Source organism: Pseudomonas sp. S36 (assembly GCF_016647875.1).
Lineage (GTDB): Bacteria > Pseudomonadota > Gammaproteobacteria > Pseudomonadales > Pseudomonadaceae > Aquipseudomonas > Aquipseudomonas parafulva.
Window position 1 is genome coordinate 103843 of record NZ_JACVVG010000010.1, and the last position, 24440, is coordinate 128282.

Annotated in this window: 22 protein-coding genes and 1 pseudogene; 13 read left to right on the forward strand and 10 right to left on the reverse strand. The window is 63.7% G+C overall.

Features of this window, described 5'->3' with window-relative positions; genetic code table 11:
- Positions 1-14 precede the first annotated feature (14 nt).
- On the forward strand, positions 15-725 hold the full coding sequence (gene mtgA, locus IAE36_RS08325) for a monofunctional biosynthetic peptidoglycan transglycosylase (protein ID WP_201211792.1): 711 nt from the start codon (positions 15-17) through the stop codon (positions 723-725).
- A gap of 65 nt (positions 726-790) precedes the next feature.
- Here the strand turns inward: mtgA and rpoH are convergent, their stop codons facing one another.
- The 4 genes from rpoH to ftsY form a co-directional block, all read right to left on the reverse strand.
- The gene (gene rpoH / locus IAE36_RS08330; RefSeq protein WP_028632057.1) at positions 791-1645 is read right to left on the reverse strand and encodes an RNA polymerase sigma factor RpoH; all 855 of its coding nucleotides are present in this window, start codon (positions 1643-1645) and stop codon (positions 791-793) included.
- Positions 1646-1754: 109 nt separating this feature from the next.
- On the reverse strand, positions 1755-2777 hold the full coding sequence (gene ftsX / locus IAE36_RS08335; protein WP_028632058.1) for a permease-like cell division protein FtsX: 1023 nt from the start codon (positions 2775-2777) through the stop codon (positions 1755-1757).
- Positions 2774-3445, reverse strand: a complete 672-nt coding sequence (gene ftsE, locus IAE36_RS08340; protein ID WP_028632059.1) for a cell division ATP-binding protein FtsE — start codon at positions 3443-3445, stop codon at positions 2774-2776. The genes ftsX and ftsE overlap by 4 nt, the downstream gene beginning before the upstream one ends.
- A gap of 2 nt (positions 3446-3447) precedes the next feature.
- Positions 3448-4968, reverse strand: a complete 1521-nt coding sequence (gene ftsY, locus IAE36_RS08345; RefSeq protein ID WP_201211756.1) for a signal recognition particle-docking protein FtsY — start codon at positions 4966-4968, stop codon at positions 3448-3450.
- A gap of 230 nt (positions 4969-5198) precedes the next feature.
- Between ftsY and IAE36_RS08350 the strand changes: the two genes are divergently transcribed.
- The 6 genes and pseudogenes from IAE36_RS08350 (at position 5199) to IAE36_RS08375 (ending at position 12499) form a co-directional block, all read left to right on the forward strand.
- Entirely contained in the window at positions 5199-6554 is a 1356-nt protein-coding gene (locus tag IAE36_RS08350; protein WP_201211759.1) for a M16 family metallopeptidase, read from the forward strand.
- 130 nt (positions 6555-6684) lie between these two features.
- Positions 6685-8037, forward strand: a pseudogene (locus tag IAE36_RS08355) (M16 family metallopeptidase); the annotation flags it as partial.
- Positions 8038-8044: 7 nt separating this feature from the next.
- Positions 8045-8635: a 16S rRNA (guanine(966)-N(2))-methyltransferase RsmD gene (gene rsmD / locus IAE36_RS08360; RefSeq protein WP_201211800.1), complete on the forward strand. Its 591-nt coding sequence runs from the start codon at positions 8045-8047 to the stop codon at positions 8633-8635.
- A gap of 182 nt (positions 8636-8817) precedes the next feature.
- Positions 8818-10050 (forward strand): M16 family metallopeptidase, encoded by a 1233-nt coding sequence (locus IAE36_RS08365; RefSeq protein ID WP_201211761.1) that lies wholly within the window; start codon positions 8818-8820, stop codon positions 10048-10050.
- Positions 10047-11447, forward strand: a complete 1401-nt coding sequence (locus IAE36_RS08370) for a M16 family metallopeptidase (protein WP_201211763.1) — start codon at positions 10047-10049, stop codon at positions 11445-11447. Before IAE36_RS08365 ends, IAE36_RS08370 begins: the two co-directional genes overlap by 4 nt.
- 59 nt (positions 11448-11506) lie before the next feature.
- On the forward strand, positions 11507-12499 hold the full coding sequence (locus tag IAE36_RS08375) for a hydrolase (RefSeq protein ID WP_201211765.1): 993 nt from the start codon (positions 11507-11509) through the stop codon (positions 12497-12499).
- Positions 12500-12506: 7 nt separating this feature from the next.
- Here IAE36_RS08375 and IAE36_RS08380 read toward each other — a convergent pair whose 3' ends face one another.
- A complete protein-coding gene (locus IAE36_RS08380; RefSeq protein WP_201211767.1) occupies positions 12507-13361 on the reverse strand; it encodes a sulfurtransferase in 855 nt (284 codons plus the stop codon).
- A gap of 205 nt (positions 13362-13566) precedes the next feature.
- Here IAE36_RS08380 and coaD point away from each other — a divergent pair, with 205 nt between their 5' ends.
- Positions 13567-14046, forward strand: a complete 480-nt coding sequence (gene coaD / locus IAE36_RS08385; RefSeq protein ID WP_028632068.1) for a pantetheine-phosphate adenylyltransferase — start codon at positions 13567-13569, stop codon at positions 14044-14046.
- Positions 14047-14153: 107 nt separating this feature from the next.
- Positions 14154-14405, forward strand: coding sequence for a YfhL family 4Fe-4S dicluster ferredoxin (locus tag IAE36_RS08390; protein WP_028632069.1), 252 nt, complete (start codon positions 14154-14156; stop codon positions 14403-14405).
- A gap of 24 nt (positions 14406-14429) precedes the next feature.
- Here IAE36_RS08390 and mutM read toward each other — a convergent pair whose 3' ends face one another.
- Both mutM and IAE36_RS08400 read right to left on the reverse strand, forming a co-directional pair.
- Positions 14430-15242 (reverse strand): bifunctional DNA-formamidopyrimidine glycosylase/DNA-(apurinic or apyrimidinic site) lyase, encoded by an 813-nt coding sequence (gene mutM / locus IAE36_RS08395; protein ID WP_028632070.1) that lies wholly within the window; start codon positions 15240-15242, stop codon positions 14430-14432.
- Between the two features lie 3 nt (positions 15243-15245).
- Positions 15246-16064 carry an HDOD domain-containing protein gene (locus tag IAE36_RS08400; RefSeq protein WP_174435892.1) on the reverse strand — a complete coding sequence of 273 codons (819 nt, stop codon included), beginning with the start codon at positions 16062-16064 and terminating at the stop codon, positions 15246-15248.
- 190 nt (positions 16065-16254) lie between these two features.
- On the opposite strand from IAE36_RS08400, the gene IAE36_RS08405 reads away from it, so the two are divergent.
- Together IAE36_RS08405 and IAE36_RS08410 are read left to right on the forward strand one after the other, a co-directional pair.
- Positions 16255-16794 carry a type 1 glutamine amidotransferase domain-containing protein gene (locus IAE36_RS08405; RefSeq protein WP_028632072.1) on the forward strand — a complete coding sequence of 180 codons (540 nt, stop codon included), beginning with the start codon at positions 16255-16257 and terminating at the stop codon, positions 16792-16794.
- Between the two features lie 66 nt (positions 16795-16860).
- Complete coding sequence (locus tag IAE36_RS08410) at positions 16861-18057, forward strand: class I SAM-dependent rRNA methyltransferase (RefSeq protein ID WP_028632073.1); 1197 nt, start codon at positions 16861-16863, stop codon at positions 18055-18057.
- Between the two features lie 50 nt (positions 18058-18107).
- Here IAE36_RS08410 and IAE36_RS08415 read toward each other — a convergent pair whose 3' ends face one another.
- Complete coding sequence (locus IAE36_RS08415) at positions 18108-18764, reverse strand: magnesium transporter (RefSeq protein ID WP_080667808.1); 657 nt, start codon at positions 18762-18764, stop codon at positions 18108-18110.
- Positions 18765-19241: 477 nt separating this feature from the next.
- On the opposite strand from IAE36_RS08415, the gene ilvD reads away from it, so the two are divergent.
- The gene (gene ilvD, locus IAE36_RS08420; RefSeq protein WP_201163013.1) at positions 19242-21083 is read left to right on the forward strand and encodes a dihydroxy-acid dehydratase; all 1842 of its coding nucleotides are present in this window, start codon (positions 19242-19244) and stop codon (positions 21081-21083) included.
- A gap of 60 nt (positions 21084-21143) precedes the next feature.
- Here ilvD and IAE36_RS08425 read toward each other — a convergent pair whose 3' ends face one another.
- Complete coding sequence (locus IAE36_RS08425) at positions 21144-22199, reverse strand: haloacid dehalogenase-like hydrolase (protein WP_201211769.1); 1056 nt, start codon at positions 22197-22199, stop codon at positions 21144-21146.
- Between the two features lie 245 nt (positions 22200-22444).
- On the opposite strand from IAE36_RS08425, the gene IAE36_RS08430 reads away from it, so the two are divergent.
- Positions 22445-23836, forward strand: a complete 1392-nt coding sequence (locus IAE36_RS08430) for an L-cystine transporter (RefSeq protein ID WP_201163011.1) — start codon at positions 22445-22447, stop codon at positions 23834-23836.
- Positions 23837-23887: 51 nt separating this feature from the next.
- Here the strand turns inward: IAE36_RS08430 and IAE36_RS08435 are convergent, their stop codons facing one another.
- Complete coding sequence (locus IAE36_RS08435; RefSeq protein ID WP_028632077.1) at positions 23888-24403, reverse strand: dihydrofolate reductase; 516 nt, start codon at positions 24401-24403, stop codon at positions 23888-23890.
- Positions 24404-24440: the final 37 nt, after the last annotated feature.

Consider the following 24440-nt stretch of genomic DNA (forward strand, 5'->3'; position numbering starts at 1 on the left):
GCCAAGCCATCCCCATGCTGCCAAACCTCTTACGCCGCCTGTACCGCGCCCTGCTCTGGTTCGCCGCCGGCAGTATCGTGCTGGTGCTGGTGTTCCGCTGGGTACCGCCACCGGGTACGGCATTGATGGTGGAGCGCAAGGTGGAGTCCTGGGTAGACGGTGAGCCCATTGACCTGCAGCGTGAGTGGGTGCCGTGGGCGCGCATTTCCGATGACCTGAAAGTGGCGGTAATCGCCGGCGAAGACCAGAAGTTCGCCACCCACTGGGGCTTCGACCTGCCGGCCATCCAGGCTGCGCTGGCCTATAACGAACGCGGCGGCGGCATCCGTGGCGCCAGCACGCTCACCCAGCAGGTGGCCAAGAACCTGTTCCTGTGGTCGGGGCGCAGCTGGTTGCGCAAGGGGCTGGAAGCATGGTTCACCGCCCTGATGGAGCTGTTATGGTCCAAGGAGCGCATCCTTGAGGTGTACCTGAACAGCGCCGAGTGGGGCCCAGGGGTATTCGGCGCGCAGGCTGCAGCACGCTATCACTTCGGTGTGGACGCAAGCCGCCTGAGCCGCCAGCAGGCCGCTCAGCTGGCGGCGGTGCTGCCAAGCCCGATCAAATGGAACGCGGGCCGGCCCAGTGCCTATGTGGCCAGCCGTGCAGGCTGGATCAGCCGGCAGATGAGCCAGCTGGGCGGCCCCAGCTACCTGATGCAACTGAACACTTCCCGCAAGCTCTGACACCTGCCATGAAAAAGCCGCTGTCCCTTACAGGGCAGCGGCTTTTTTTGCGACGTGAACCAGGGTCAGGCAGCGATCAACGCCTTGACCTTGTTCATCGCATTCTTCTCCAGCTGGCGAATACGCTCGGCCGATACGCTGTACTTGTCTGCCAGCTCGTGCAGGGTGGCCTTCTCTTCGGCCAGCCAGCGCTGGTACAGGATATCGCGGCTACGATCGTCCAGGCCTTGCAGGGCCTGATGCAGGTTGCTGGTGGAGTTGTCGCTCCAGTCAGCATCCTCCAATTGCACGGCCGGGTCGTAACGGTGGTCTTCCAGGTAGTGCGCAGGCGACTGGAAGGCACTGTCGTCATCCGCCTCGGAAGCCGGGTCGAACGCCATGTCGTGGCCGCTCAGGCGGCTTTCCATCTCGCGCACCTCCCGCGGCTCTACGCCGAGGCTTTCGGCCACCCGATGCACCTCGTCGTTGTTCAGCCACGCCAGACGCTTCTTCTGGCTGCGCAGGTTGAAGAACAGCTTGCGCTGCGCCTTGGTGGTAGCCACCTTGACGATGCGCCAGTTACGCAAGATGAACTCGTGGATCTCAGCCTTGATCCAGTGCACGGCGAACGACACCAGGCGCACGCCCATTTCGGGGTTGAAGCGCTTCACGGCCTTCATCAGGCCGACGTTACCTTCCTGCACCAGGTCAGCCTGGGCCAACCCGTAGCCTGCGTAGCTACGGGCAATGTGTACGACGAAACGCAGGTGGGCCATCACCATCTGCCGAGCGGCCTCGAGATCCTGCTCATAGTAGAGACGCTCGGCCAGATCACGCTCCTGCTCGACCGTCAGCAGCGGGATGCTGTTGACCGTGTGCACGTAGGCTTCCAGGTTTGCACCGGGTACCAGGGCATAGGCAGGTTGCAACGATGTGGTCATTCAAGAACCTCCGACTTACTAAACTCGCGCCTTTTGGGCGCTGCCTACATTGACCTGGAACCACGGTACAAGTTCCTGCGTGAACAGCACGTCAATGAGGCACAGAAAACTATCGCGGTGCCAGCTCGTTCAGGTGGCGGGCCACTGCGATCCATGCACCGATATACCCCAACAGCACCGCTCCGATCAAGAGCGACAGACCATCGGACGGCGGTACCCCGCCCAGGGCGAAGTCACTGCCGTACAGGCCGGACAAGCCAACCACGGCCTCGTTCAGCCAGCTCAGGCCAAACGCCAGGATGGCCCACGCCAGCAGGCCCGCGCCCAGCCCGTACAGGGCGCCCATGTACAGGAAGGGCCGGCGCACGTAGGCATCGGTACCGCCGACCAGCTTGATGACTTCGATCTCGATACGGCGGTTTTCGATATGTAGACGAATTGTGTTACCGATTACTAACAACAATGCAGAAATCAGCATCACCGCCAGCCCGAACACGAACCGGTCGCCCAGCTTGAGGATGGCCGCCAGGCGCTCCACCCACACCAGGTCAAGCTGGGCCACGTCAACGCGCGGCAGCTCCGACAGGCGCTGGCGCAGCGCTTCGAGGGCTGGCTTGTCGACTTCGGTAGGGGTGACCACCACCACACCGGGCAGTGGGTTATCGGGCAATTCGCGCAGGGCTTCACCCAGCCCGGACTGCTGCTGGAATTCCTGCAGTGCCTGCTCGCGGCTGACGTATTGGGCTTCGGCTACGCCGGGCATGCCCTTGATCTCATCGCGCAACGCCTCGCCATCACGGCTGTTGGCATCGAGCTTGAGGTACAGGGAAATCTGCGCCGCGCGCTGCCACGAGCCGCCCAGTTGTTCCACGTTCTTGAGCAGCAACGACAGGCCCATGGGCATGCTCAGGGCCACCGCCATCACCATGCAGGTGAAAAAGCTGCCAATCGGCTGCTTGCCCAGGCGGCGCAAGCTGTCCGCCAGGCTGGCACGGTGGCTTTCCAGCCAGGCATGCATCAGCGTGCGCAGGTCTGGCCCGTCATCGTCGGCGGTGCGTTTTTTAGGCGCTTGCGGGTCGGCCGGTTTAGGCGCCACCCGTTCGGACACCTTCGGCGTACGTGTAGTGCTCATTGCCCGGCCTCCCCATCGCCGATCAAGCGGCCGCGCTGCAGGGTCAGCATGCGGTGGCGCATGCGCGCAATCAGTGCCAGGTCATGGCTGGCAATCAAAACAGTAGTGCCCAGCCGGTTGATGTCTTCGAACACGCCCATGATTTCTGCCGCCAGGCGCGGGTCGAGGTTACCGGTGGGTTCGTCGGCCAGCAGCAGGGCTGGCTGGTGAACGATGGCGCGGGCGATGCCTACACGCTGCTGCTGGCCCGTGGACAAGTCCGCCGGGTACAGCTCGCCCTTGTCGGACAGCGAAACACGCTCCAGCGCGGAATCCACACGCTTGGCGATCTCGGGCTTGGACAAGCCAAGAATCTGCAGCGGCAGGGCGATGTTGTTGAAGACCGTGCGGTCGAACAGCAACTGGTGGTTCTGGAACACCACGCCGATCTGGCGGCGCAGGAACGGGATCTGCGAGTTGCTGATCTGGCCCAGGTCCTGGCCGGCCAGCATCAGCTTGCCGCTGGTGGGGCGCTCCATGGCCAGCAGCAGGCGCAGCAAGGTACTCTTGCCGGCGCCCGAATGGCCGGTGACGAACAGGAATTCGCCCCGGCGCGCCCGGAAACTCAGCTCATGCAGCCCCACATGACCATTGGGATAGCGCTTGGCAACCTGTTCGAATCGGATCATGGTCAGTCTCGCTCGGCGAACAGAGCCTTGACGAACGGCTCGGCTTCGAAGGTGCGCAGGTCATCGATACCTTCACCGACACCGATGAAGCGGATGGGCAGCTTGAACTGCTTGGCCAGGGCGAAGATCACGCCGCCCTTGGCCGTGCCGTCCAGCTTGGTCAGGGCCAGGCCGGTCAGTTCGACGCTCTGGTTGAAGTACTTGGCCTGGCTGATGGCGTTCTGGCCGGTACCGGCATCGAGGACCAGCAGCACCTCGTGAGGCGCTTCGGGGTCAAGCTTGCCGATGACCCGGCGCACTTTCTTCAGCTCTTCCATCAGGTTGTCTTTGGTGTGCAGGCGGCCGGCGGTATCGGCGATCAGCACGTCGACGCCACGGGCCTTGGCAGCCTGCACGGCATCGAAAATCACCGAAGCTGAATCGGCACCAGTGTGCTGGGCGATGACCGGGATCTTGTTGCGCTCACCCCACACCTGCAGCTGCTCCACGGCAGCGGCGCGGAAGGTGTCACCCGCCGCCAGCATGACCTTTTTACCTTCCAGTTGCAGCTTCTTGGCCAGCTTGCCGATGGTGGTGGTCTTGCCGGCGCCGTTCACACCGACCACAAGGATCACGTAGGGCTTGTTCTGCGCCTGCACCACCAGCGGCTGCTCAACCGGCCTGAGCAGCGCAGCCAGCTCTTCCTGCAGCGACTTGTACAGCGCATCGGCGTCAGCCAGCTGCTTGCGGGCGACCTTCTGGGTCAGGTTCTGCACGATCGTGGAGGTGGCTTCCACACCCACGTCGGCCGTTAGCAGGCGGGTTTCGATTTCATCCAGCAGGTCGTCATCGATCACCTTCTTGCCCAGGAACAGGCTGGCCATGCCTTCGCCAATGCTGGCGCTGGTCTTGGACAGGCCCTGCTTGAGGCGGGCGAAGAAGCCGGGCTTCGCGGCTTCCACATGGGCAGCCACTGCCACTTCGGCAGGCGCATCTACCTGGGCTTCAGCCACTTCGACGGCAAGGGGGGCGGCAGGCTCGGGGGCCTGGCGCTCGGGGATGGCAGGCGGGGCCTTGGGCTCGAGGTCCGGCACCAGCGCCACAGGCTCTTCGGCCACGGGCAACACCAGGTTGCTGACGGGCGCGGCCTGCTCGACGGGCTGCGTGCCAGGCGCTTCGACAGCTGGCAGGGCAACCGGCGCAGGCACAACGGGTGCAGCCTGCTCAGGCTCGGCGGGCACGCTGGGAGGTGCCACGGGCGCTGGCGCAGGCGGTGAAACGACCGGTGCGGGGGTGACAGGTTGCGGTTCGGGCGTGGCAGGCTGCGGCGCCGGGGCGACGGGCTCGGCCGGCGCTTCCTGTGGCTGCTCGGCAACCGGGGCAGGCGCTACCGGCTCGCCAGCATGCGGCTCGGCGGACGGCGGTTCTGGGGTTTGCGGCTGTTCGGCGACAGGTTGCTGCGGCTTCTTGCGAAACCAGCTGAACAGGCCTTTCTTCTCGCTGGCCTCGGCCGGCGCTTTCTTGTCGTCGTTGGAACCAAACATGGAGACGGCTATCTCAGGGTAGCGATGGGCCAGCTATGGCGCATCGGGAATTCTTTCTACGCAGAACAGACTATCTTGAAGCCGGCTGGTTCATGCGCAACGTTTTGTCTTGATGTCCTGCAAGCCAGAACGGCGACAGGCATGGTCGCCAGGCAACCGGATCAGTATCCTAGCACCTCCTGGCCTGCCGACGCTAAACCCAGCGGGCCGCCGAACAGGTTAAACACCGTATGAATGCTCTAGCCCGCCGCGCCGCAGGCCTGTTGCTCGGCACACTGTGCCTGCCGCTCGCGGCCTTCGCCGCCGATGTGCAACCCACCCACGAATTCATCCTCGACAACGGCCTCAAAGTGGTCGTGCGTGAGGACCACCGTGCCCCGGTGGTGGTTTCGCAAATCTGGTACAAGGTTGGCTCCAGCTACGAAACCCCCGGCCAGACAGGCCTGTCCCACGCGCTTGAGCACATGATGTTCAAGGGCAGTGCCAAAATCGGCCCGGGCGAAGCCTCGCGTATCCTGCGCGACCTGGGTGCCGAAGAAAACGCCTTCACCAGCGACGACTACACCGCTTACTACCAGGTGCTGGCCCGCGACCGTCTGCCGGTGGCCCTGGAACTCGAAGCCGACCGCCTGGCCAGCCTGCGCCTGCCGGCCGACGAGTTCAGCCGTGAAATCGAGGTCATCAAAGAAGAACGCCGCCTGCGCACCGACGACCAGCCCAATGCCAAGGCATTCGAGCTGTTCCGCGCCATGGCCTACCCTGCCAGCGGCTATCACACCCCCACCATCGGCTGGATGGCCGACCTTGAGCGCATGAAGGTCGAAGAGCTGCGCCACTGGTACGAGTCCTGGTACGCCCCCAACAACGCTACGTTGGTGGTGGTGGGCGATGTCACCGCCGATGAGGTGAAAGGCCTGGCGCAGAAGTACTTTGGCGCCATCCCCAAGCGCACCGTACCCGCCGCCAAGCTGCCACTGGAACTGGCCGAACCTGGCCAGCGCCAGCTGACCCTGCATGTGCGCACCCAGTTGCCCAGCCTGATCTACGGCTTCAACGTGCCAGGCCTGCCCACCGCGCAGGACCCGCGCACGGTGCATGCCCTGCGCCTGATCTCGGCGCTGCTTGACGGTGGCTACAGTGCGCGCATGCCTGCCCGCCTGGAGCGCGGCCAGGAGCTGGTGGCTGGCGCATCGTCCAGCTACAACGCCTTCACCCGCGGCGACAGCCTGTTCCTGATCTCGGCCACCCCCAACGTGCAGAAGCACAAGACCCTGGCCGACGTCGAAAAAGGCATCTGGCAATTGCTGGATGAACTCAAGACCACCCCGCCGACCGCCGAGGAACTGGAGCGGGTACGCGCCCAGGTCATTGCCGGCCTGGTCTACGACCGCGACTCCATCAGCAGCCAGGCCACCACCATTGGCCAGCTGGAAACCGTCGGCCTGTCCTGGAAGCTGATCGACAGCGAGCTGGACGAGCTCAAGCGCGTCACCCCGCAGGACATCCAGAACGCCGCGCGCACCTATTTCACCCGCGAACGCCTGAGCGTTGCCCATGTACTGCCCGAGGAGTCCGCCCATGAGTGACCGCCGCGCATCACGCCCCACCCTGCTGGCCACGGGCATACGTGCCCTGGCGCTGGCGACCGTGCTGGCCGCCCCGGCCCTGGCCGACCAGGCGGCCAAGCCCGACACCGCGGCGGCCCGCCCGGCCAATACGCTGCAATCGCTGGCTGAGCTCGACGGCAAGGCCCCCAGCCGTCGTCAGCTGAACATTCAGCACTGGAATACGGCCGAGGGCGCACGCGTGCTGTTCGTCGAAGCCCGCGAACTGCCCATGTTCGACCTGCGCGTAACCTTCGCCGCTGGCAGCAGCCAGGATGGCGCCACCCCCGGGGTGGCAGCTCTGACCAACGCCATGCTCAATGAAGGCGTGGCCGGCAAGGACGTGACCGCCATCGCCCAGGGCTTCGAGGGCCTGGGCGCGGACTTCGGCAATGGTTCCTACCGCGACATGGCCGTGGCCTCGCTGCGCAGCCTCAGTGCCAAGGACAAGCGTGAACCTGCACTGAAGCTGTTCACTGAGGTCGCGGGCAAGCCCACCTTCCCTGAAGAGGCCCTCAAACGCATCAAGAACCAGATGCTGGCGGGCTTCGAGTACGACAAGCAGAACCCGGGTAAAATCGCGGGCAAGGCGCTGTTCGAAAAACTCTACGGTACCCACCCCTACGCGCACCCGAGCGACGGCAGCCCTGAGAGCATCAACAGCCTTGGCCTTGCACAATTGCGTGCATTCCATGCCAAGGCCTATACCCCAGGCAACGCGGTCATCGCCTTGGTCGGCGACCTGAGCCGCAGCGAAGCCGAAGCCATCGCCGCCCAGGTGTCCGCCGGCCTGCCGAAAGGCCCTGCATTGCCCGCCCCGGCCCAGCCAGCCGACGCCAAGGCCGGGCTCACCCACATCGACTTCCCCTCCAAGCAAACCCACCTGATGCTGGCCGAGTTGGGCATCGACCGCCAGGACAAGGACTGGCCGGCGCTTTCGCTGGGCAACCAGATCCTGGGCGGTGGCGCGTTCGGTACGCGGCTGATGAGCGAAGTGCGGGAAAAACGTGGCCTGACTTACGGCGTGTATTCAGCGTTCAGCCCGATGCAGGTGCGCGGGCCCTTCATGATCAACCTGCAAACCCGTGCCGAGCTTAGCGAAGGGACGCTGAAGCTGGTTCAGGGTATTCTTGCCGATTACCTCAGCACGGGCCCGACCCAGCAGGAGCTGGACGACGCCAAACGCGAGCTGGCCGGCAGCTTCCCGCTGTCCAATGCCAGCAACGAAAGCATCGTCGGGCAGTTGGGCGCCATTGGCTTCTACAACCTGCCACTGACCTGGCTGGAGGACTTCATGCAGCAGTCCCAGGCGCTGACCGTCGAGCAGGTCAAGGCCGCCATGAACCGGCACCTGGCCGCTGACAAGCTGGTGATCGTCACCGTCGGCCCGAACGTGCCGCAAAAGCCGTTGCCTGCCCCCACCGACAAACCCACCGAGCCAGCCCTCGGGGTACCGGAGCACTAATGCCAAGATCCACCCCTCCCGCCCGCAGCCGGGCCAGAGCAAAGGCTCGGGCCACCTGCGCATTATCGCCGGCCAATGGCGCAGCCGGCGCCTGGCGGTGCCTGACGGCGAAGGCCTGCGCCCAACCCCCGACCGGGTACGTGAAACCCTGTTCAACTGGCTGGCGCCCTACATCGAAGGGGCCCGGGTACTGGATGCCTTCACGGGCAGCGGCGCCCTGGTGCTCGAGGCCTTGTCACGCGGGGCCGAGGATGCCGTGGCGCTGGACAGCAACCCGGCCGCCATCGCCAACCTGAAAAACAACCTGGAGCTTCTGCGTTGCCCACGGGGGCAGATCCTGCAGACCGACGCCCTGCGCTACCTGCAGGCACCGGCCAAACAGCAATTCGATGTGGTGTTCCTCGACCCGCCGTTCCACCAGCAACTGCTGGCTGAAACCTGCAACCTGCTGGAGCAGAACCAGTGGTTGCGCGAGCAGGCATGGGTGTACACCGAGAGCGAAGCGGCGCCGTCCAGCCTGCAACTGCCTGCCAGCTGGCGCCTGCACCGTGAGAAAAAAACCGGCCAGGTGCATTACGCACTGTGGCAGCGGGGCTAGTTATCTAGCGCAGGCAGGGCGCGCCATTGGCTGAAGCTGTTGGGGTTTCCAACCACCCGAGCACTTCAGCCATGCCACTACCCTCACCTGCGCCGGCCCCTCTCGAAGGGGTGCCCGAGGCACTTGCGTCTCTTGCAGCTGCCACCCCTTCCCCTCTTCAGCATTTCACCCTGGAAAACGGCTTGTCCGTTTACCTTCGCCAGCAGCACGGAACCTCGCTTGCCGCTGTGCAACTGTGGTACCACGTGGGCACCAGCCACGAACCGGCAGGCCACACCAACCTGTCACACCTGCTCGAACACCTGATCTTCGAAGGCAGCAGCAAGCTCGCGGCCGGGGATTATTCCCGCGTCGTCGCACGGCTGGGCGGCCGGGCCAATGCCAGCACCCGCCTGGATGCGACCGCTTACGAGATCTCGCTACCCGTAACACGCTTGCCGGTGGCGCTGGAGATCATGGCCGATGCCATGCACAGCGCCACCTTCGACGCCTCTGACCTGGCCCGGGCTGCCAAGGCGATCGTCGACGAACGCCGCCTCAAGCTCGATACACAGCCAGCCCAGCAAGCACTCGACCACCACCAGGCACTGGCACACGGTAACAGCCCCTATGCAGCCCCAAGCTTCGGCAACGCAGCCGACCTGGGCAGCCTAGACCTGCAGCAACTGCGTACCTGGTACCGCACCTGGTATCGCCCGAGCAACGCCACCCTGGTGGTGGTCGGCGATATCGACCTGGCAACGCTGCGCGGGCCTGTGGACAAGTACTTTTCACCCTTGATCAGTGGGCCTGTCACAGACTGCCCGGCACCCAGGCACGACGACGCGCTACAGGCGCGCACGCACACCGTCAGCTTGCCGGGGCTCGCCCATGGCCTGTTCATGTCGTTCAACGTTCCTGGCTGCGCCACGGCACCCGACGAAACCACCACCGCGGCCCTCGAACTGATCGGTGAGCTGCTTGGGCAAGGCGCCAGCTCTTGGCTCTACAGCGAACTGGTGCGGGACCAGCGTGTACTTACAGGTGTAAGAGTGAATTATGACCCCTTGGTACGCGGGGACACGCTGCTTACCGTTGCTGCCTATGTGAATACCACCCACGCCACCCCTGAGCAGGCCGCCGAGGCGGTGTACCAGAAAATTGACCAGCTACGCAGCCTGACGCTGACCAGCAGTGAACTGCAGCACCTGAAGCTGGGCATGCTGGCACGGCGGCTATTCACCCTTGAAGACCCCGCCTCGCAGGCCGAGCGCATTGGCTCGGTAGCGGCGGCCGGTCAACCCGCCAGCCTGGTCGACAGCGAAGCAGCTCGGCTGGTAGCCATCGACGCAACCACCCTGCAACAAGTGGCCAATACCTACCTGGGGCGTGAACGCCTGACCATCACCTTCCTTCGGCCAGGAGCGCAAGCATGACGCACGAACAGATGCCACCTCATCAACCCCTGCTTTGCCAAGGCCCCACCACAGACCCGGCATTGGCCGCGATGACGAACCTGGAGTCCATGCAGGCTATCGAGCTCGGCAGGGCGCCCTCCGTGCAGGCGACCGCCGAGCAATGGCAAACGGCCGAGGGAACAAGAGTCAGCTTCATTGCAGCGCAGGGTCGCCCCATGATCGACCTGGTGCTGCGCTTCAGGGCCGGCAGCATGCTGGACGGTGACACCCCAGGCCTGGCAGCACTTGCCCTGTACAGCCTCGACCAAGGCACCGAACACCTGGACGCGGCACAGTTCGCCCAACGGCTGGCAGGGCTGGGTGCAACCCTGAGCAGGAAAATCAGCGAGGACAGCACCTCCATCGCCCTGCGATGCCTGAGCATGCCCACGTTACGGGCACAAGCCATCGGCTTGCTGACGCAAATGGTGGCCCGGCCAGCACTGCGCGAGGCTGAGGTGGCGAAGATCCGCGAACGCATAGCGTTCAATCAGGCCCGGCAAAGCCGACAACCCATTCTGCGAATGGCCAATGCCACCATGAGCCATGTGTTCCACGGCCACCCCTACGCTGCGCCGCCGGCCGCACGACCTGCTGATGACCTGGGTGCCGAGCAGGTTCGCGCCTTCCACCAGAAGGCCTACTCGGCCAACAACCTGGACATCGGCCTGGTCGGTGATGTGAGCCGCGCTGAGGCCGAGCAGTTGGTAAATATGCTGGTGCAGGCGCTACCGCAGCAGTGGGCGGCGCAAACCCCGCCCGCCCCGGCTGACCCTCTACCCCTATTGCAACACCTGGATTTCGCTGGCAACGCTACCCAGGCGATGCTGACCATCGCGGCCAGGGTTACCCCCAAGGACCCTCCCTACCCTGCACTGGTGCTGCTTACCGCTATTCTGGGGGGCAGTTACGAGGCTCGCCTTACCCAGGAGCTGCGCCACCTGCGCAGCCTTACCTACGCCGTGTCGGCGTTTCTCAGGCCGCTCGATGCAACCACGCTGTTCCAGATTCACTGGGATGTAGTGCCCCAGCACCGCGATGCATCGGGTGCGCTGGTATCGGCCATGCTGAACTGCCTGCGCGAGCATGGGCCCAGCCAGGCCGAGTGTGACATGGCGGTAAACCAGATCGCCGCCCGGCTGCACCATGACCTGGCCGACCACGGCAAACTGGCCAGTGCACTGGCCACCTACAGCCACCAAGGCTTGCCAGCCGACCACCTGACTACCTACGTGGACACCCTGGCGGCGCTGACACCTGCCAACCTGCTGGAAGCCGCTCAGGTATGGCTGGGCCAGGCGCCAGAAGTGTTCGTTACCAGCGGCCCTGCCGTCGAGCAACTGCCGCTCTCCCAACCCACAGCAGACGAGCGCTAGCCCAGGCAGGGCGGCGCGGTTCGTGGCATGCTAGGCGGGCACCTCATGAGCCGCCCAGCATGCCCAACCCTGACGCCACCTTTCGCCCCGCCACCGGCCTTTCCAATCCGCACCTGCAGACATTGTGGGGGCCGCTGTGGCGCAAGATGCCTGACTTGCAGCGCGAGCGGGAGCGTATGTGGCTGGCCGATGGCGACTTCATCGACCTGGACTGGTACGGCCCACACCAGCCAGACGCCCCCTTGGTACTGGTGCTGCACGGCCTCACCGGCTCGTCCCAGTCACATTACGTAAAAGGGCTGCAGCAAGCCTTGCACGCCTGTGGTTGGGCCAGCGCAGCGGTGAACTGGCGTGGTTGTTCGGGTGAACCCAACCTGCTGCCACGCAGCTATCACTCCGGTGCCAGCGAAGACCTGGCTGAAGTCGTCAGCCACGTAAGGGCGCGGCGCCCACTGGCGCCCCTGTATGCGGTAGGTTACTCGTTGGGTGGCAACGTGCTGCTCAAGTACCTGGGCGAATGCGGCGCGGCCAGCCAGTTGCAGGCCGCGGTGGCGGTTTCGGTGCCGTTTCGTCTTGATCACTGCGCCGACCGCATCGCCCAGGGGTTTTCCAAGGTGTACCAGGCCCACTTCATGCGCGAGATGCTGGCCTATGTGCAGGTCAAGCAACGTCACTTCCATGACAATGCCCATCACGACCGGTTGGCAACCCTGGAACAATTGGGGCCGCTGGGCAACCTGCGCACGTTCTGGGAGTTCGACGCCAAGGTCACCGCGCCACTCAACGGCTTCAGCGACGTGCACGATTACTACCGTCGATCATCCAGCCACTTCTTCCTCAAGCAGAACTGTACGCCCACGTTGATCATCCACGCCAACGATGACCCGTTCGTTTCGACCCGGAGCCTGCCCGGCCCTGGGGACCTGGCTTCGAACACCCGGTTCGAACTGCACGGTCGAGGTGGCCATGTGGGGTTTGTGGAGGGCAGCCTGCGGCGCCCGGGGTACTACCTCGAACGCCGGATACCGCAGTGGCTGATGCAGGGCCAATGAGCCGCGATCAGCTGCCAGTCGCTACATCCCGTGCCGGGTCGTTGATCCACTCACTCCACGAGCCGGCATACAGCTTGCCTAACGGGTAACCGGCAAGCGCCAGGGCAAACAGGTTATGGCACGCCGTTACACCTGAGCCGCAGTACGCCACAACCTGCTCCGGCGCACGCCCGGCCAACTGCTGGTCAAACCGCTGCCGCAGCTGCTCAGGCGGCAGGAAACGCCCGTCAGGCCCCAGGTTGTCGGTAAAGGCCGCACATTGGGCGCCAGGGATGTGCCCTGCCACCGGGTCTATCGGCTCTACCTCACCGCGAAAGCGTGGTTGCGCGCGGGCATCGAGCAGGGTCAGGTCGCTCGCACCCAGGCGCCTGGCCAGGTGCTCGGCATCAATCAGCAGCTTGCCGTCGGGTTTGCCAACGAACGCTCCCTCCCGCTTGGGCGGTGGGTCGAGGCTTAATGGCAAATGGGCGGCGTGCCAGGCCTTCAGCCCCCCGTCCAGAATCGCCACGCCACTACGTTTGCCCAGCCAGGCCAGCAGCCACCAGGCCCGGGCAGCGAAGGCCCCGGGGCCATCGTCGTAAAGCACCACCTGGCTATCGTCGTCGACACCCCAGTCGCGCAGCCGCTCGGCCAGCCTGGCCGGGTCGGGCAACGGGTGCCTGCCGGTCACCCCTTTGCTGATCGGGCCGCTGAGGTCACGCTCCAGGTCGGCGAAATGGGCCCCGGCGATATGCCCTTGGGCGTAACTACGCTGGCCATAGTCCACATCTTCAAGGGCAAAGCGGCAGTCGAGGACCACCAGCCCGGGCGAGTCCAGCCGCTCGGCCAATTGCTGTGGGGTGATCAGTTGCGCAAGTGGCATGACAATCTCCTGGTCGATGACGCCAAGCCGTGCCAGGTCTGCAGGGCCTGGTTGAACGGTACATGAAATACCTGGCGAAGGCGCACAAACCTCGCGCCGCAGCATGGGGAGAAGTATAGTGGCCCCAGCCGGCCACATGACTTGGCCGGGCGCAGTCGCTGCGCTACCATCCGACTCCCCAACGCACTCCAGCCAGGATGACGCGATGAACCGAGTGTTGTACCCGGGTACTTTCGACCCCATTACCAAAGGCCATGGCGATCTGGTCGAGCGCGCCTCGCGGCTGTTCGACACCGTGATCATCGCGGTGGCAGCCAGCCCCAAGAAAAACCCGCTGTTCCCACTGGAGCAACGGGTAGCGCTGGCGCGTGAGGTCACCAAGCACCTGCCCAATGTCGAAGTCATCGGCTTTTCTTCGCTCCTGGCGCACTTTGCCAAGGAACAGGGCGCCAACGTCTTTCTTCGTGGCCTGCGCGCGGTGTCCGATTTCGAGTACGAGTTCCAGCTGGCGAACATGAACCGGCAACTGGCGCCGGATGTAGAAAGCCTGTTCCTCACGCCTTCTGAGCGCTACTCGTTCATTTCCTCGACCCTGGTGCGGGAAATCGCAGCACTGGGCGGCGATATCAGCAAGTTCGTCCACCCAGCGGTGGCAGACGCGCTGACCGAGCGCTTCAAGCAGTAGCCACGCCTGCCAGTTTGTCGCGCCTGCGTGCACTGCGGGCGCGAATGCGGCACAATTGTGCCCTTGCGTTGAACATGCCCGGGCCAGGAGCCCCGGCCGGAGCCCCCATGTCTTTGATCATCACCGACGATTGCATCAATTGCGACGTCTGCGAACCCGAGTGCCCGAACGAGGCCATCTCCCAAGGCGAAGAGATCTACGTGATCGACCCCAACCTGTGCACCCAGTGCGTAGGGCACTACGATGAGCCTCAATGCCAGCAGGTATGCCCGGTAGACTGCATCCCGCTGGATGAAGCCCACCCGGAAAGCGAAGAACAGCTGATGGCCAAGTACCTCAGGATTACTGGCAAGGCCTGAGCCCCGGTGGGCAGCAGCGGGTGCTCAGCGCTGGCAGCGTGGGCAGAACACGCTGGCCCGCTGGCCCAGCTTCACATCCCGCAGTTCGGTACCGCACACCTTGCATGGCTGGCCGCCGCGCCCGTAAGCGAACAGGGTCTGCTGAAAATACCCGGGCTGGCCATCGCCGCCAATGAAGTCACGCAAGGTCGTCCCGCCCTGTTCGATGGCGGCGGCCAGCACCCGCTTGATCTCGATCGCCAGTTTCAGATAACGCGCCCGCGAGATGCCACCGGCCGGCCGGCGTGGGTCGATGCCGGCGGCAAACAGCGCCTCGGTGGCGTAGATGTTGCCCACCCCCACCACCACGGCGTTGTCCATGATGAACGGTTTGACGGCCATCGACCGCCCGCGTGACAGCTGGAACAAGCGCTCACCATCGAACAGGTCGGTCAGCGGTTCAGGCCCCAGGCGCAGCAACAGCTCATGATTGAGCGGGTCCTGGCTCCAGAGCATCGCGCCAAAGCGGCGGGGGTCGGTGTAGCGCAGCATCAGGCCCGATTCCAGCTCGATATCCACGTGCTCGTGCTTGCCGGGCGGCAGACCCAGCTCGACCAACCGCAAGTTGCCTGACATGCCAAGGTGGCTGATGAGGGTGCCGACCTCGGCATTGATCAGCAGGTATTTCGCCCGCCGCTCGACAGTGACGATACGTTGCCCGGACAAGCGGACGTCCAGGTCTTCCGGCACAGGCCAGCGCAGGCGCCGGTCACGCACCACCACACGGCTGACCCGCTGGCCCTCCAGGTGCGGCGCGATCCCGCGCCGGGTGGTTTCTACTTCAGGAAGTTCCGGCATGTGTCAGCGCCCACCCAGCTCTTGGATATTCTGCTTGAGGTTGTCGAAGTCGTATTCCGACAAGCCTATGTAATCGAGCACTAACGGCCCGACCGCGTTCCATTCGTGATCCACCGCCTGGTTGCCCAGTACACGGAACGACGCGCAGATGTGCTCCGCCATTTTCAGCACCGCCAGCAGGTTCTTCATCTGGCCCTGGTTATTGCTTGAGCTGTCGTCGCGGAACACCGAGAGGGCATTGTGGTGGTTGGCAATGGCCGCGGTCAGGTGTTCGGGCAGGCGCCAGGACTTGGCCGTGAAATACCCCACCACCGAATGGTTGGTATTGAGCGTGCGGTTTTCGGTATCGACCACGCGGGTGTGTTCGTCGGCCTTGGCATAGGCGTCTTCCAGCACCTGCATGTAGTGGGGGAAGCGCTTGAGCATCAGCGGCACGCCGCAGTCATGGAACAGCCCCAGGGTGTAGGCCTCGTCCGCCGGCTGGATGCCCGTGCGCTTGGCCAGGGTCAGGCAAGTCATCGCCACGTCCTGGGCGGTGTCCCAGAAGCGGTTGAGGGTGACGATGGTTTCGTCGCTCATCTCGCCCTTGATCGACTGGGCGTTGATCAGGTTGATGATCGAACGGCTGCCCAACAGGTTCACCGCGCGCTGGATCGAGCCGATCTTGTTGCTCAGGCCGAAGTGCGGCGAGTTGACAAGCTTGAGCAAGGCACCGGAGAGCCCTGGGTCCTGGGATATCAGCTTGGCGATGGTTTCCAGGTCCGGGTCGGGCATGTACTGCTCGAACTGCAGATCGACCATGATCTGCGGCTGCGGCGGAATGGTAATGCCTTGCAAGGCTTGCTGGATCTGTTCGGCGCTGAGTTCTTGGGACATGCGTGCACACTCGTATGGGACCGCCAATTCTAACGCGGCGGGCGACCAGGAAACTAACCATTGAATCGGTGCGTTGGAACTTTCCTTTAGCACCACTGGCCTGTTTCTCATATTCATCGAGTAAGGGAGCAAGACCATGAGTACAGCACTGAACGGCAAGCGCGTGGCCATTCTGGTTACCGACGGTTTTGAGCAGGTCGAGCTGACCGGCCCTCGCGAGGCCCTGACCAAGGCCGGCGCACAGGTGCACATTCTCAGCGAGAAAGAGGGCAAGGTGCGTGGCTGGAACCACGACAAGCCGGCGGATGAATTCCCGGTCGACGCCACCTTCGATGCAGCCGGCCAGACGGTCTACGATGCGCTGGTGTTGCCAGGCGGCGTGCAGAACTCCGACACCATCCGGCTGATTGCCGGGGCGCAGCAACTGGTGAAAAGCCACGATGCGGCCGGCAAGCCGCTGGCCGTGATCTGCCACGGCGGCTGGCTGCTGATTTCCAGCGGGCTGACCAAGGGCAAGCGCATGACCAGCTTCAAGACCTTGCAGGACGACCTGCGCAACGCTGGCGCCGAATGGGTGGATGAAGAGGTGGTGGTGGACGGCAACCTGATCAGCAGCCGTCAGCCAGATGACATCCCCGCCTTCAACGCGCAATTGGTGAAGGCCCTGTCGGCCTGACAGCTGGCAGGCAGCGCGAAGGCCGGACAGGCGTTATACTCCCGCTCTTTTTCCCGGAGCGACGTCATGTCCCTGCCCAGCCTTCGCCTCAAAGCCAACGCCGACCGCCGCCTGCGCGCAGGCCACCTGTGGGTCTACAGCAACGAGGTCGACGTGGCCGCCAGCCCGCTCCAGGGCTTTCAGGCCGGCCAGCAGGCGGTACTGGAAGCTGCCAACGGCAAGCCCCTGGGGATCGTTGCCGTCAGCCCCAACAACCTGATCTGCGCCCGTTTGCTGTCACGTGACGCCAAGCTGCCGCTGGACAAATCGCTGCTGGTACACCGCCTGAACGTAGCCCTGTCCCTGCGCGAGCGCTTGTTCGAACAGCCCTGCTACCGCCTGGTGTACGGCGATTCCGACCTGCTGCCGGGCCTGGTAGTGGACCGCTTCTTCGATATCCTGGTGGTGCAACTGGCCTCCGCGACCATGGAAGCCCATAAGGACGAGGTGGTCGCCGCACTGGTGCAGGTACTCAAGCCTAGCGGCATTCTGTTCAAGAATGACTCGGCCGCACGGGATGCAGAAGGCCTGCAGCGTTACGTGGACACGGTGTACGGGGAGGTACCCGACTGGGTGCCGCTGGAAGAAAACGGCGTTCGCTTCGAAGCCCCGGTACGCGACGGCCAGAAAACCGGCTGGTTCTACGATCACCGCATGAACCGTGCGCGCCTGGCGCCCTACGTGAAGGGCAAGCGCGTACTGGACCTGTTCAGCTACATCGGCGGCTGGGGTGTACAGGCAGGTGCCTTTGGTGCCAGCGAAGTGTTCTGCGTGGATGCGTCTGGCTTCGCCCTGGACGGCGTTGAACGTAACGCGGCCTTGAACGGTATCAGCGAAAAGCTGACCTGCATCGAGGGTGACGTGTTCGAGGCCCTGCGCGAGCTGAAAGCGGCCGAAGAACGTTTTGACGTGATCATCGCCGACCCGCCCGCCTTCATCAAACGCAAGAAAGACCTGAAAAACGGTGAAGCGGCCTACCGGCGCCTGAACGAGCAGGCCATGCGCATGCTGAGCAAGGACGGCATTCTGGTGAGCGCTTCCTGCTCGATGCACCTGCCGGAAGACGACCTGCACAACATCCTGCTGACCAGCGCCCGCCACCTGGACCGCAATATGCAGTTGCTGGAACGCGGCGGCCAGGGCCCGGACCACCCGGTGCACCCGGCCATCGCCGAAACCCGCTACATCAAGAGCATCACCTGCCGGTTGCTGCCCAACAGCTGACCTGCGCGACAAGGGGCCGCTCGGCGGCCCCTCATCCATGCCCTTGCAGGTTAAAGCGCCAGTACCTGCGTGGCGATGCCGAAATACACCAGCACACCCGCCGCATCGGCAATCGATGTGATCAACGGGCCACTGGCCGTCGCGGGGTCCAGCCGCAAGCGGCTGAGCAGAAACGGCAGGCTCATGCCGATCAGGCTGCCCACCATCACGATCACCACCATGCTGCTGGCAACGATCAGTGCAATCTCCGGCCCGCCGCGCAGCAGCCCCAGCGCCGCCACGGCAACAGCCATGGTGCAGCCCAACAGCAACGCTACCCCGAACTCCCGGCCCAGCATGCGTGCCCAGTCGCGCAGCATGACTTCGCCGGTGGCCAGCCCGCGCACCATCAACGTTGCCGACTGGGAGCCGGCATTGCCGCCGCTGTCTACCAGCAATGGCAGGAAGAACACCAACGCGATGTTGGCAGCGATCGTTTCTTCAAAGGCTGCGATGCCGGCCCCCGAAAACAGGTTGCCGAACACCAGCAACACCAGCCACAGCACGCGCTTGCGGTACAGCAGTCCAAGCGTGGCATGCCGCAGGTTGCCTATGTGGTTGGTGATGGAAGCACCCTTGTGGAAGTCTTCGGTGGCTTCGCGGCGTTGCGCTTCGAGCGCCGCGTTCACGTCCGAACCTGGGGTGTTTTTTTCGATTTGCTGTTGCATGAAGTTCTCCAGGCGCCGATGCAGGCGCCTGCAGACCTCAACCACACGGGCTCAAGCCTTCGGCAGCCCTGGCGACGGCGCGCTCAGTGCCAGATTGCAGTTCGTTGGGAACCGGTAACTGGGAAGGTCCATTGAGGATGTATCTCGTGTAACCGCACATGCGGCGGCCGGATGATAGTGATAGGTGGCAGCAAGGTCAGCCCTTTGCAGGGCATTTCAGACGTTTCCTACAGGCACCGGTAACAAGCCCAAAACCGCCGTCCAGGCACATCGTCGTTCCCTCCCCGCCTCAGCGGTGTAGAATCGGCCTATTCATCGCCAGTCATCCCCGGCGGGTTTATGAGCTCTGGTCAAGCACGCGGCGATCCCGCGCGGTCTTCGGCCCCATCCGTGCCTGTGGCAACCGGCCTGCGGTACAAAGGACAAGAGAAGCTCACTCCCCTTTTTGTGACCTGATTAAGCCGCCAGGAGTGCTTCATGCCTGATTATCGTTCCAAGACTTCCACCCACGGCCGCAACATGGCCGGCGCCCGTGCCCTGTGGCGCGCCACCGGCATGAAAGACGACGACTTCAAGAAGCCGATCATCGCCATCGCCAACTCGTTCACCCAGTTCGTCCCAGGTCACGTACACCTGAAGGACCTGGGCCAGCTGGTTGCCCGCGAAATCGAGCGCGCCGGTGGCGTGGCCAAGGAATTCAACACCATCGCGGTCGACGACGGCATCGCCATGGGCCATGACGGCATGCTGTATTCGCTGCCAAGCCGCGAAATCATCGCCGACGCCGTGGAGTACATGGTCAATGCCCACTGTGCTGACGCCATCGTGTGCATCTCCAACTGCGACAAGATCACCCCGGGCATGCTCATGGCCGCCCTGCGCCTGAACATCCCGGTGATCTTCGTGTCCGGCGGCCCGATGGAGGCCGGCAAGACCAAACTGGCCAACCATGGCCTGGACCTGGTGGACGCCATGGTCATCGCCGCCGATAGCACGGCGTCCGACGAGAAGGTCGCCGAGTACGAGCGCAGCGCCTGCCCGACGTGCGGCTCCTGCTCCGGCATGTTCACGGCCAACTCCATGAACTGCCTGACCGAGGCCCTGGGGCTGGCACTGCCGGGCAATGGCTCGACCCTGGCCACTCACTCCGACCGCGAGCAGCTGTTCCTTACGGCTGGCCGTACCATCGTCGAGCTGTGCAAACGCTATTACGGCGAGAACGACGAGTCGGTGCTGCCGCGCAACATCGCCAACTTCAAGGCGTTCGAAAACGCCATGATGCTCGACATCGCCATGGGTGGCTCGACCAACACCATCCTGCACTTGCTGGCAGCCGCCCAGGAGGCCGAAGTGGCCTTCGATCTGCGGGACATCGACCGCCTGTCGCGCAAGGTGCCACAGCTGTGCAAAGTGGCGCCGAACATCCAGAAGTACCACATGGAAGATGTGCACCGCGCGGGCGGCATCTTCAGCATCCTCGGTTCGCTGGCACGTGGCGGCTTGCTGCACACCGACCTGCCGACCGTTCACAGCCGCAGCATGGAAGAAGCCATCGCCAAATGGGACATCACCCAGACCGACGATGAGGCCGTGCACACGTTCTTCAAGGCAGGCCCTGCCGGCATCCCGACCCAAACCGCGTTCAGCCAGTCCACCCGCTGGCCAAGCCTGGACCTGGACCGCGCCGAGGGGTGTATCCGCAGCGCCGAGCACGCCTACTCGCAAGAGGGCGGGCTGGCCGTGCTGTACGGCAACATCGCCCAGGACGGTTGCGTGGTGAAAACTGCCGGCGTCGATGAGTCGATCCTGGTGTTCGAGGGCAATGCGAAGATCTTCGAAAGCCAGGACAGCGCCGTGCGTGGCATTCTCGCCGACGAGGTGAAGGCCGGCGACATCGTCATCATCCGCTACGAAGGCCCCAAAGGTGGCCCGGGCATGCAGGAAATGCTGTACCCCACCTCCTACCTGAAGTCCAAGGGCCTGGGCAAAGCCTGCGCATTGCTCACCGACGGCCGCTTCTCGGGCGGCACCTCGGGCCTGTCCATCGGCCATGCCTCACCGGAGGCCGCAGCAGGCGGTGCCATCGGCCTGGTGCGCGACGGCGACAAGGTGCTGATCGACATCCCCAACCGCTCGATCAACCTGCAGGTCAGCGATGAAGAACTGGCACACCGCCGCATCGAGCAGGACAAGAAAGGCTGGAAACCCGCCGAAGTACGCCCACGCAAGGTAACCACCGCCCTCAAGGCCTACGCCCTGTTGGCGACCAGTGCCGACAAGGGTGCAGTGCGGAACAAGGCGATGCTGGACGGGCTTTGAAGCTGCAGTTGCTCGGGTGGGTTACAGGGGCCGCTTTGCGGCCCCTTTTTGCAGCCCGACCTACTGAATCTGCTCCGGCGTCACAATCACCCAGTTCTTGTCTGCAGTCACCGGCAACCCTTCCTTGGCCTGGGCCGCCGCCTGCTTGGCGATCATCCCGTTCAGCTGGTCCATGTACTTGGCCTTGCGGTTTATCCACAGGTGAATACCCCCCTTGCCAACATCCACCCCATGGAACTGCATATAGCCATCGCTTGTGGGCGTGTCGCCGCCTACCAGCACGGGTTTCTTCCACTCATCGATGTACGTCAGGATGGCGGCCTGCTTGCCGGCCATCCAGGTAGCCGGCGTCCACAGGTAAGGGGTGAGTACAAGACGCTCGTTGGCCTTGGGGTCATAGTGCCCGGCGCTGATCTGCTTGCGCGCGGTGGTGAGCGCGCCGCTGGCGGGGTCCTTGAGCAGCAGGCTGACGCCGATCACGTTCTGGGGTTTGACGTTGTAGCCGTACTTGGGGTCTGACGCGACCATGCGCACCAGTTCCTCGGACGCTGCGGAAATCACGTACACGTCGATGCCGTTTTCCATCAGCTTGTTGTACAGCTCGGCCTGGCCCTTGAATACCTTGGGCGGCTGAACGTCCAGGGTCTTGACCTGATCGCCCTCGTAGTAGGTCGCGGGGATGGGCGCTGTGCTGGCCATCAGCTCATCCACCTGCTGTTTCAACTGTTGCAGGGTGAACCCCGAAAACACCTGGGCGACCCAGGGGTAGCAGACCATATCGTCGACCTCGCACAGCCGATTGTAGTAGCTGTACAGGCTCTCCTTGTGCTCAGCGGTATCCTTGAACGGCATCAGTTTCAAAGAGGGGTCGAGCTTTTCACGGGTCAGCAGGCCCTTGTTCTCCATGAACGGCAGCAGCGCCTCCTCAAGGTCATAGCGGTAGCTGGTGTTGTCCATATCGAACACCGCGTAGTTACCTTTGTTGGCGTTGGCGGCAATCATGCTGTCGAGCTGCTTGGCCGCCTCAGGGGGCCAATGGGTGAGCTCGGTGGCCATGGTTTCGATACTCACCAGCGAGGCGAGGAAAAAGGCGAGGGTCTTCGGCGCGAACGTCATGTACGAATCTCCTGAAGTGACCCAGCAACGCTAGTGCAACTGCTGCAATTGGCAAACCCCGGATCACGACCCCAAAGCCGCCACGAACGCCTTGCGCATGACTGTGCACGACAACCCGTTATTCCAAAAACGACTATGCACATTCCATTTAGGTATAAATTCGTTTGTTTTCAGGCTGTTAGCATTTCCGTTCGCAATCGCTCACAGAGGCGATGCCCCTTATCGCTTTTCTCGCTGGAGCTTCAATGAACCTGCCGCTGTCACTCAACCTGCTGGCATTCCTGGCCCTGTTGCTGGGCCTGGCACAAACCCGCCGCACGCAATGGAGCCTGGCCAAGAAAGTACTGCTGGGCCTGGCAATGGGCGTGGCGTTCGGCCTGGTGCTGCACAGCATCTATGGTGCCGGCCACCCGGTGCTGAAGGCCACTATCGGCTGGCTGGACCTGGTCGGCAATGGCTATGTCGGCTTGCTGCAGATGATCGTGATGCCGCTGATCTTCGCCTCCATCCTCAGCGCAGTGGCGCGCCTTCACAATGCATCGTCCCTGGGGCGCATCAGTGTGCTCAGCATCGGTACGCTGCTGCTGACCACGGCCATCGCTGCACTGATCGGCATCGTGTTGACCAACCTGTTCGGCCTGAGCGCCGAGGGGCTGGTGGCCGGCGCGCAGGAAAGCGCACGCATGCAGGTTATCCACAGCGACTATGCAGGCAAGGTCGCCGATCTCAACATCCCGCAACTGCTGCTCTCGTTCATCCCCAGCAACCCGGTTGGGGATTTGGCACGGGCCAAACCGACGTCGATCATCAGCGTGGTGATCTTTGCCGTGTTCATCGGCCTGGCAGCATTGCAACTGATCAAGGACGACGCCGAAAAGGGCCAGCGCGCCCTGTCGGCCATCGATACCCTGCAGGCCTGGGTAATGCGCCTGGTGCGCGTGGTGATGAAGCTCACGCCCTACGGCGTGCTGGCGCTGATGACCAAGGTGGTAGCCAGCTCCAACCTGGAAGACATCCTCAAGCTGGGCAGTTTCGTGGTGGTGTCCTACCTGGGCCTGGGGCTGATGTTCGTGGTGCACGCCATCATCCTGGCCTCGACCGGCGTGAGCCCGCTGCGCTTCTTCCGCAAGGTGTGGCCGGTGCTTACCTTTGCCTTCACCAGCCGTTCCAGCGCAGCCAGTATTCCTCTGAACATCGAAGCGCAGACACGCCGCCTGGGTGTGCCGCAGTCGATTGCCAGCTTCAGTGCATCGTTCGGTACCACCATTGGCCAGAACGGCTGCGCCGGCTTGTACCCGGCCATGCTGGCGGTAATGGTGGCACCGGCCGTGGGCATCGACACCTTCGACCCACTGTGGATCGCCACCCTGGTGGCCATCGTCACCCTGAGCTCTGCGGGGGTGGCAGGCGTAGGTGGCGGCGCCACGTTCGCCGCACTGATCGTGCTGCCGGCCATGGGCTTGCCGGTTGAGCTGGTGGCCTTGCTGATTTCGGTGGAACCCCTGATCGACATGGGGCGCACGGCATTGAACGTCAACGGTTCGATGACCGCAGGCGTGGTGACCAGCCAGTTGCTGAAAGAAACCGACAAGGCAGTGCTGGCAGACGACGAGCACGCCGAGCTGAGCCATACCTGAGGTTAACAGAGGTGGGGGCGGGCTCGCCGGCCCCCACGTAACCGCCCGCTGTCAAACCCTGTCCCACACCTCAAACTGATACCCAGGCTTCCCCTCCTCCACCTGGGCCTCGCTGGACACCAGTGCCCACTGTTGCGGGTCGAACGCCGGGAACCAGGCGTCGCCCTCGGGCGACAACGCCACCCGGGTCAGGTACATACGGCTGACCAGCCCTTTCTCCAGTGCCTGCCCATACAGCTGCGCACCGCCGATCAGCATCAGCTCGTCGACGCCCTGTTCACGCGCCCACTGCTCGGCACGCACCAGCGCCTGCTCCAGCGAACCGAACACTTCGGCGCCAGCCAGCGCCAGGCCCGGTTGCCGGCTGACCACAATGTTCAGCCGCCCTGGCAGTGGCCGGCCCAGCGAATCCCAGGTCTTGCGGCCCATGATGATCGGCTTGCCCAAGGTGGTGGCCTTGAAATACCTGAAGTCCCCCGGCAGGTGCCAGGGCATGGAGTTGTCGATACCTATCACGCGGTTTTCGGCATACGCCGCGATCAGGCTGAGGGGCAGTGATGTATTCATGCCAGCGAGAATAGCACCGGCCGGGTGGGTTATGCTT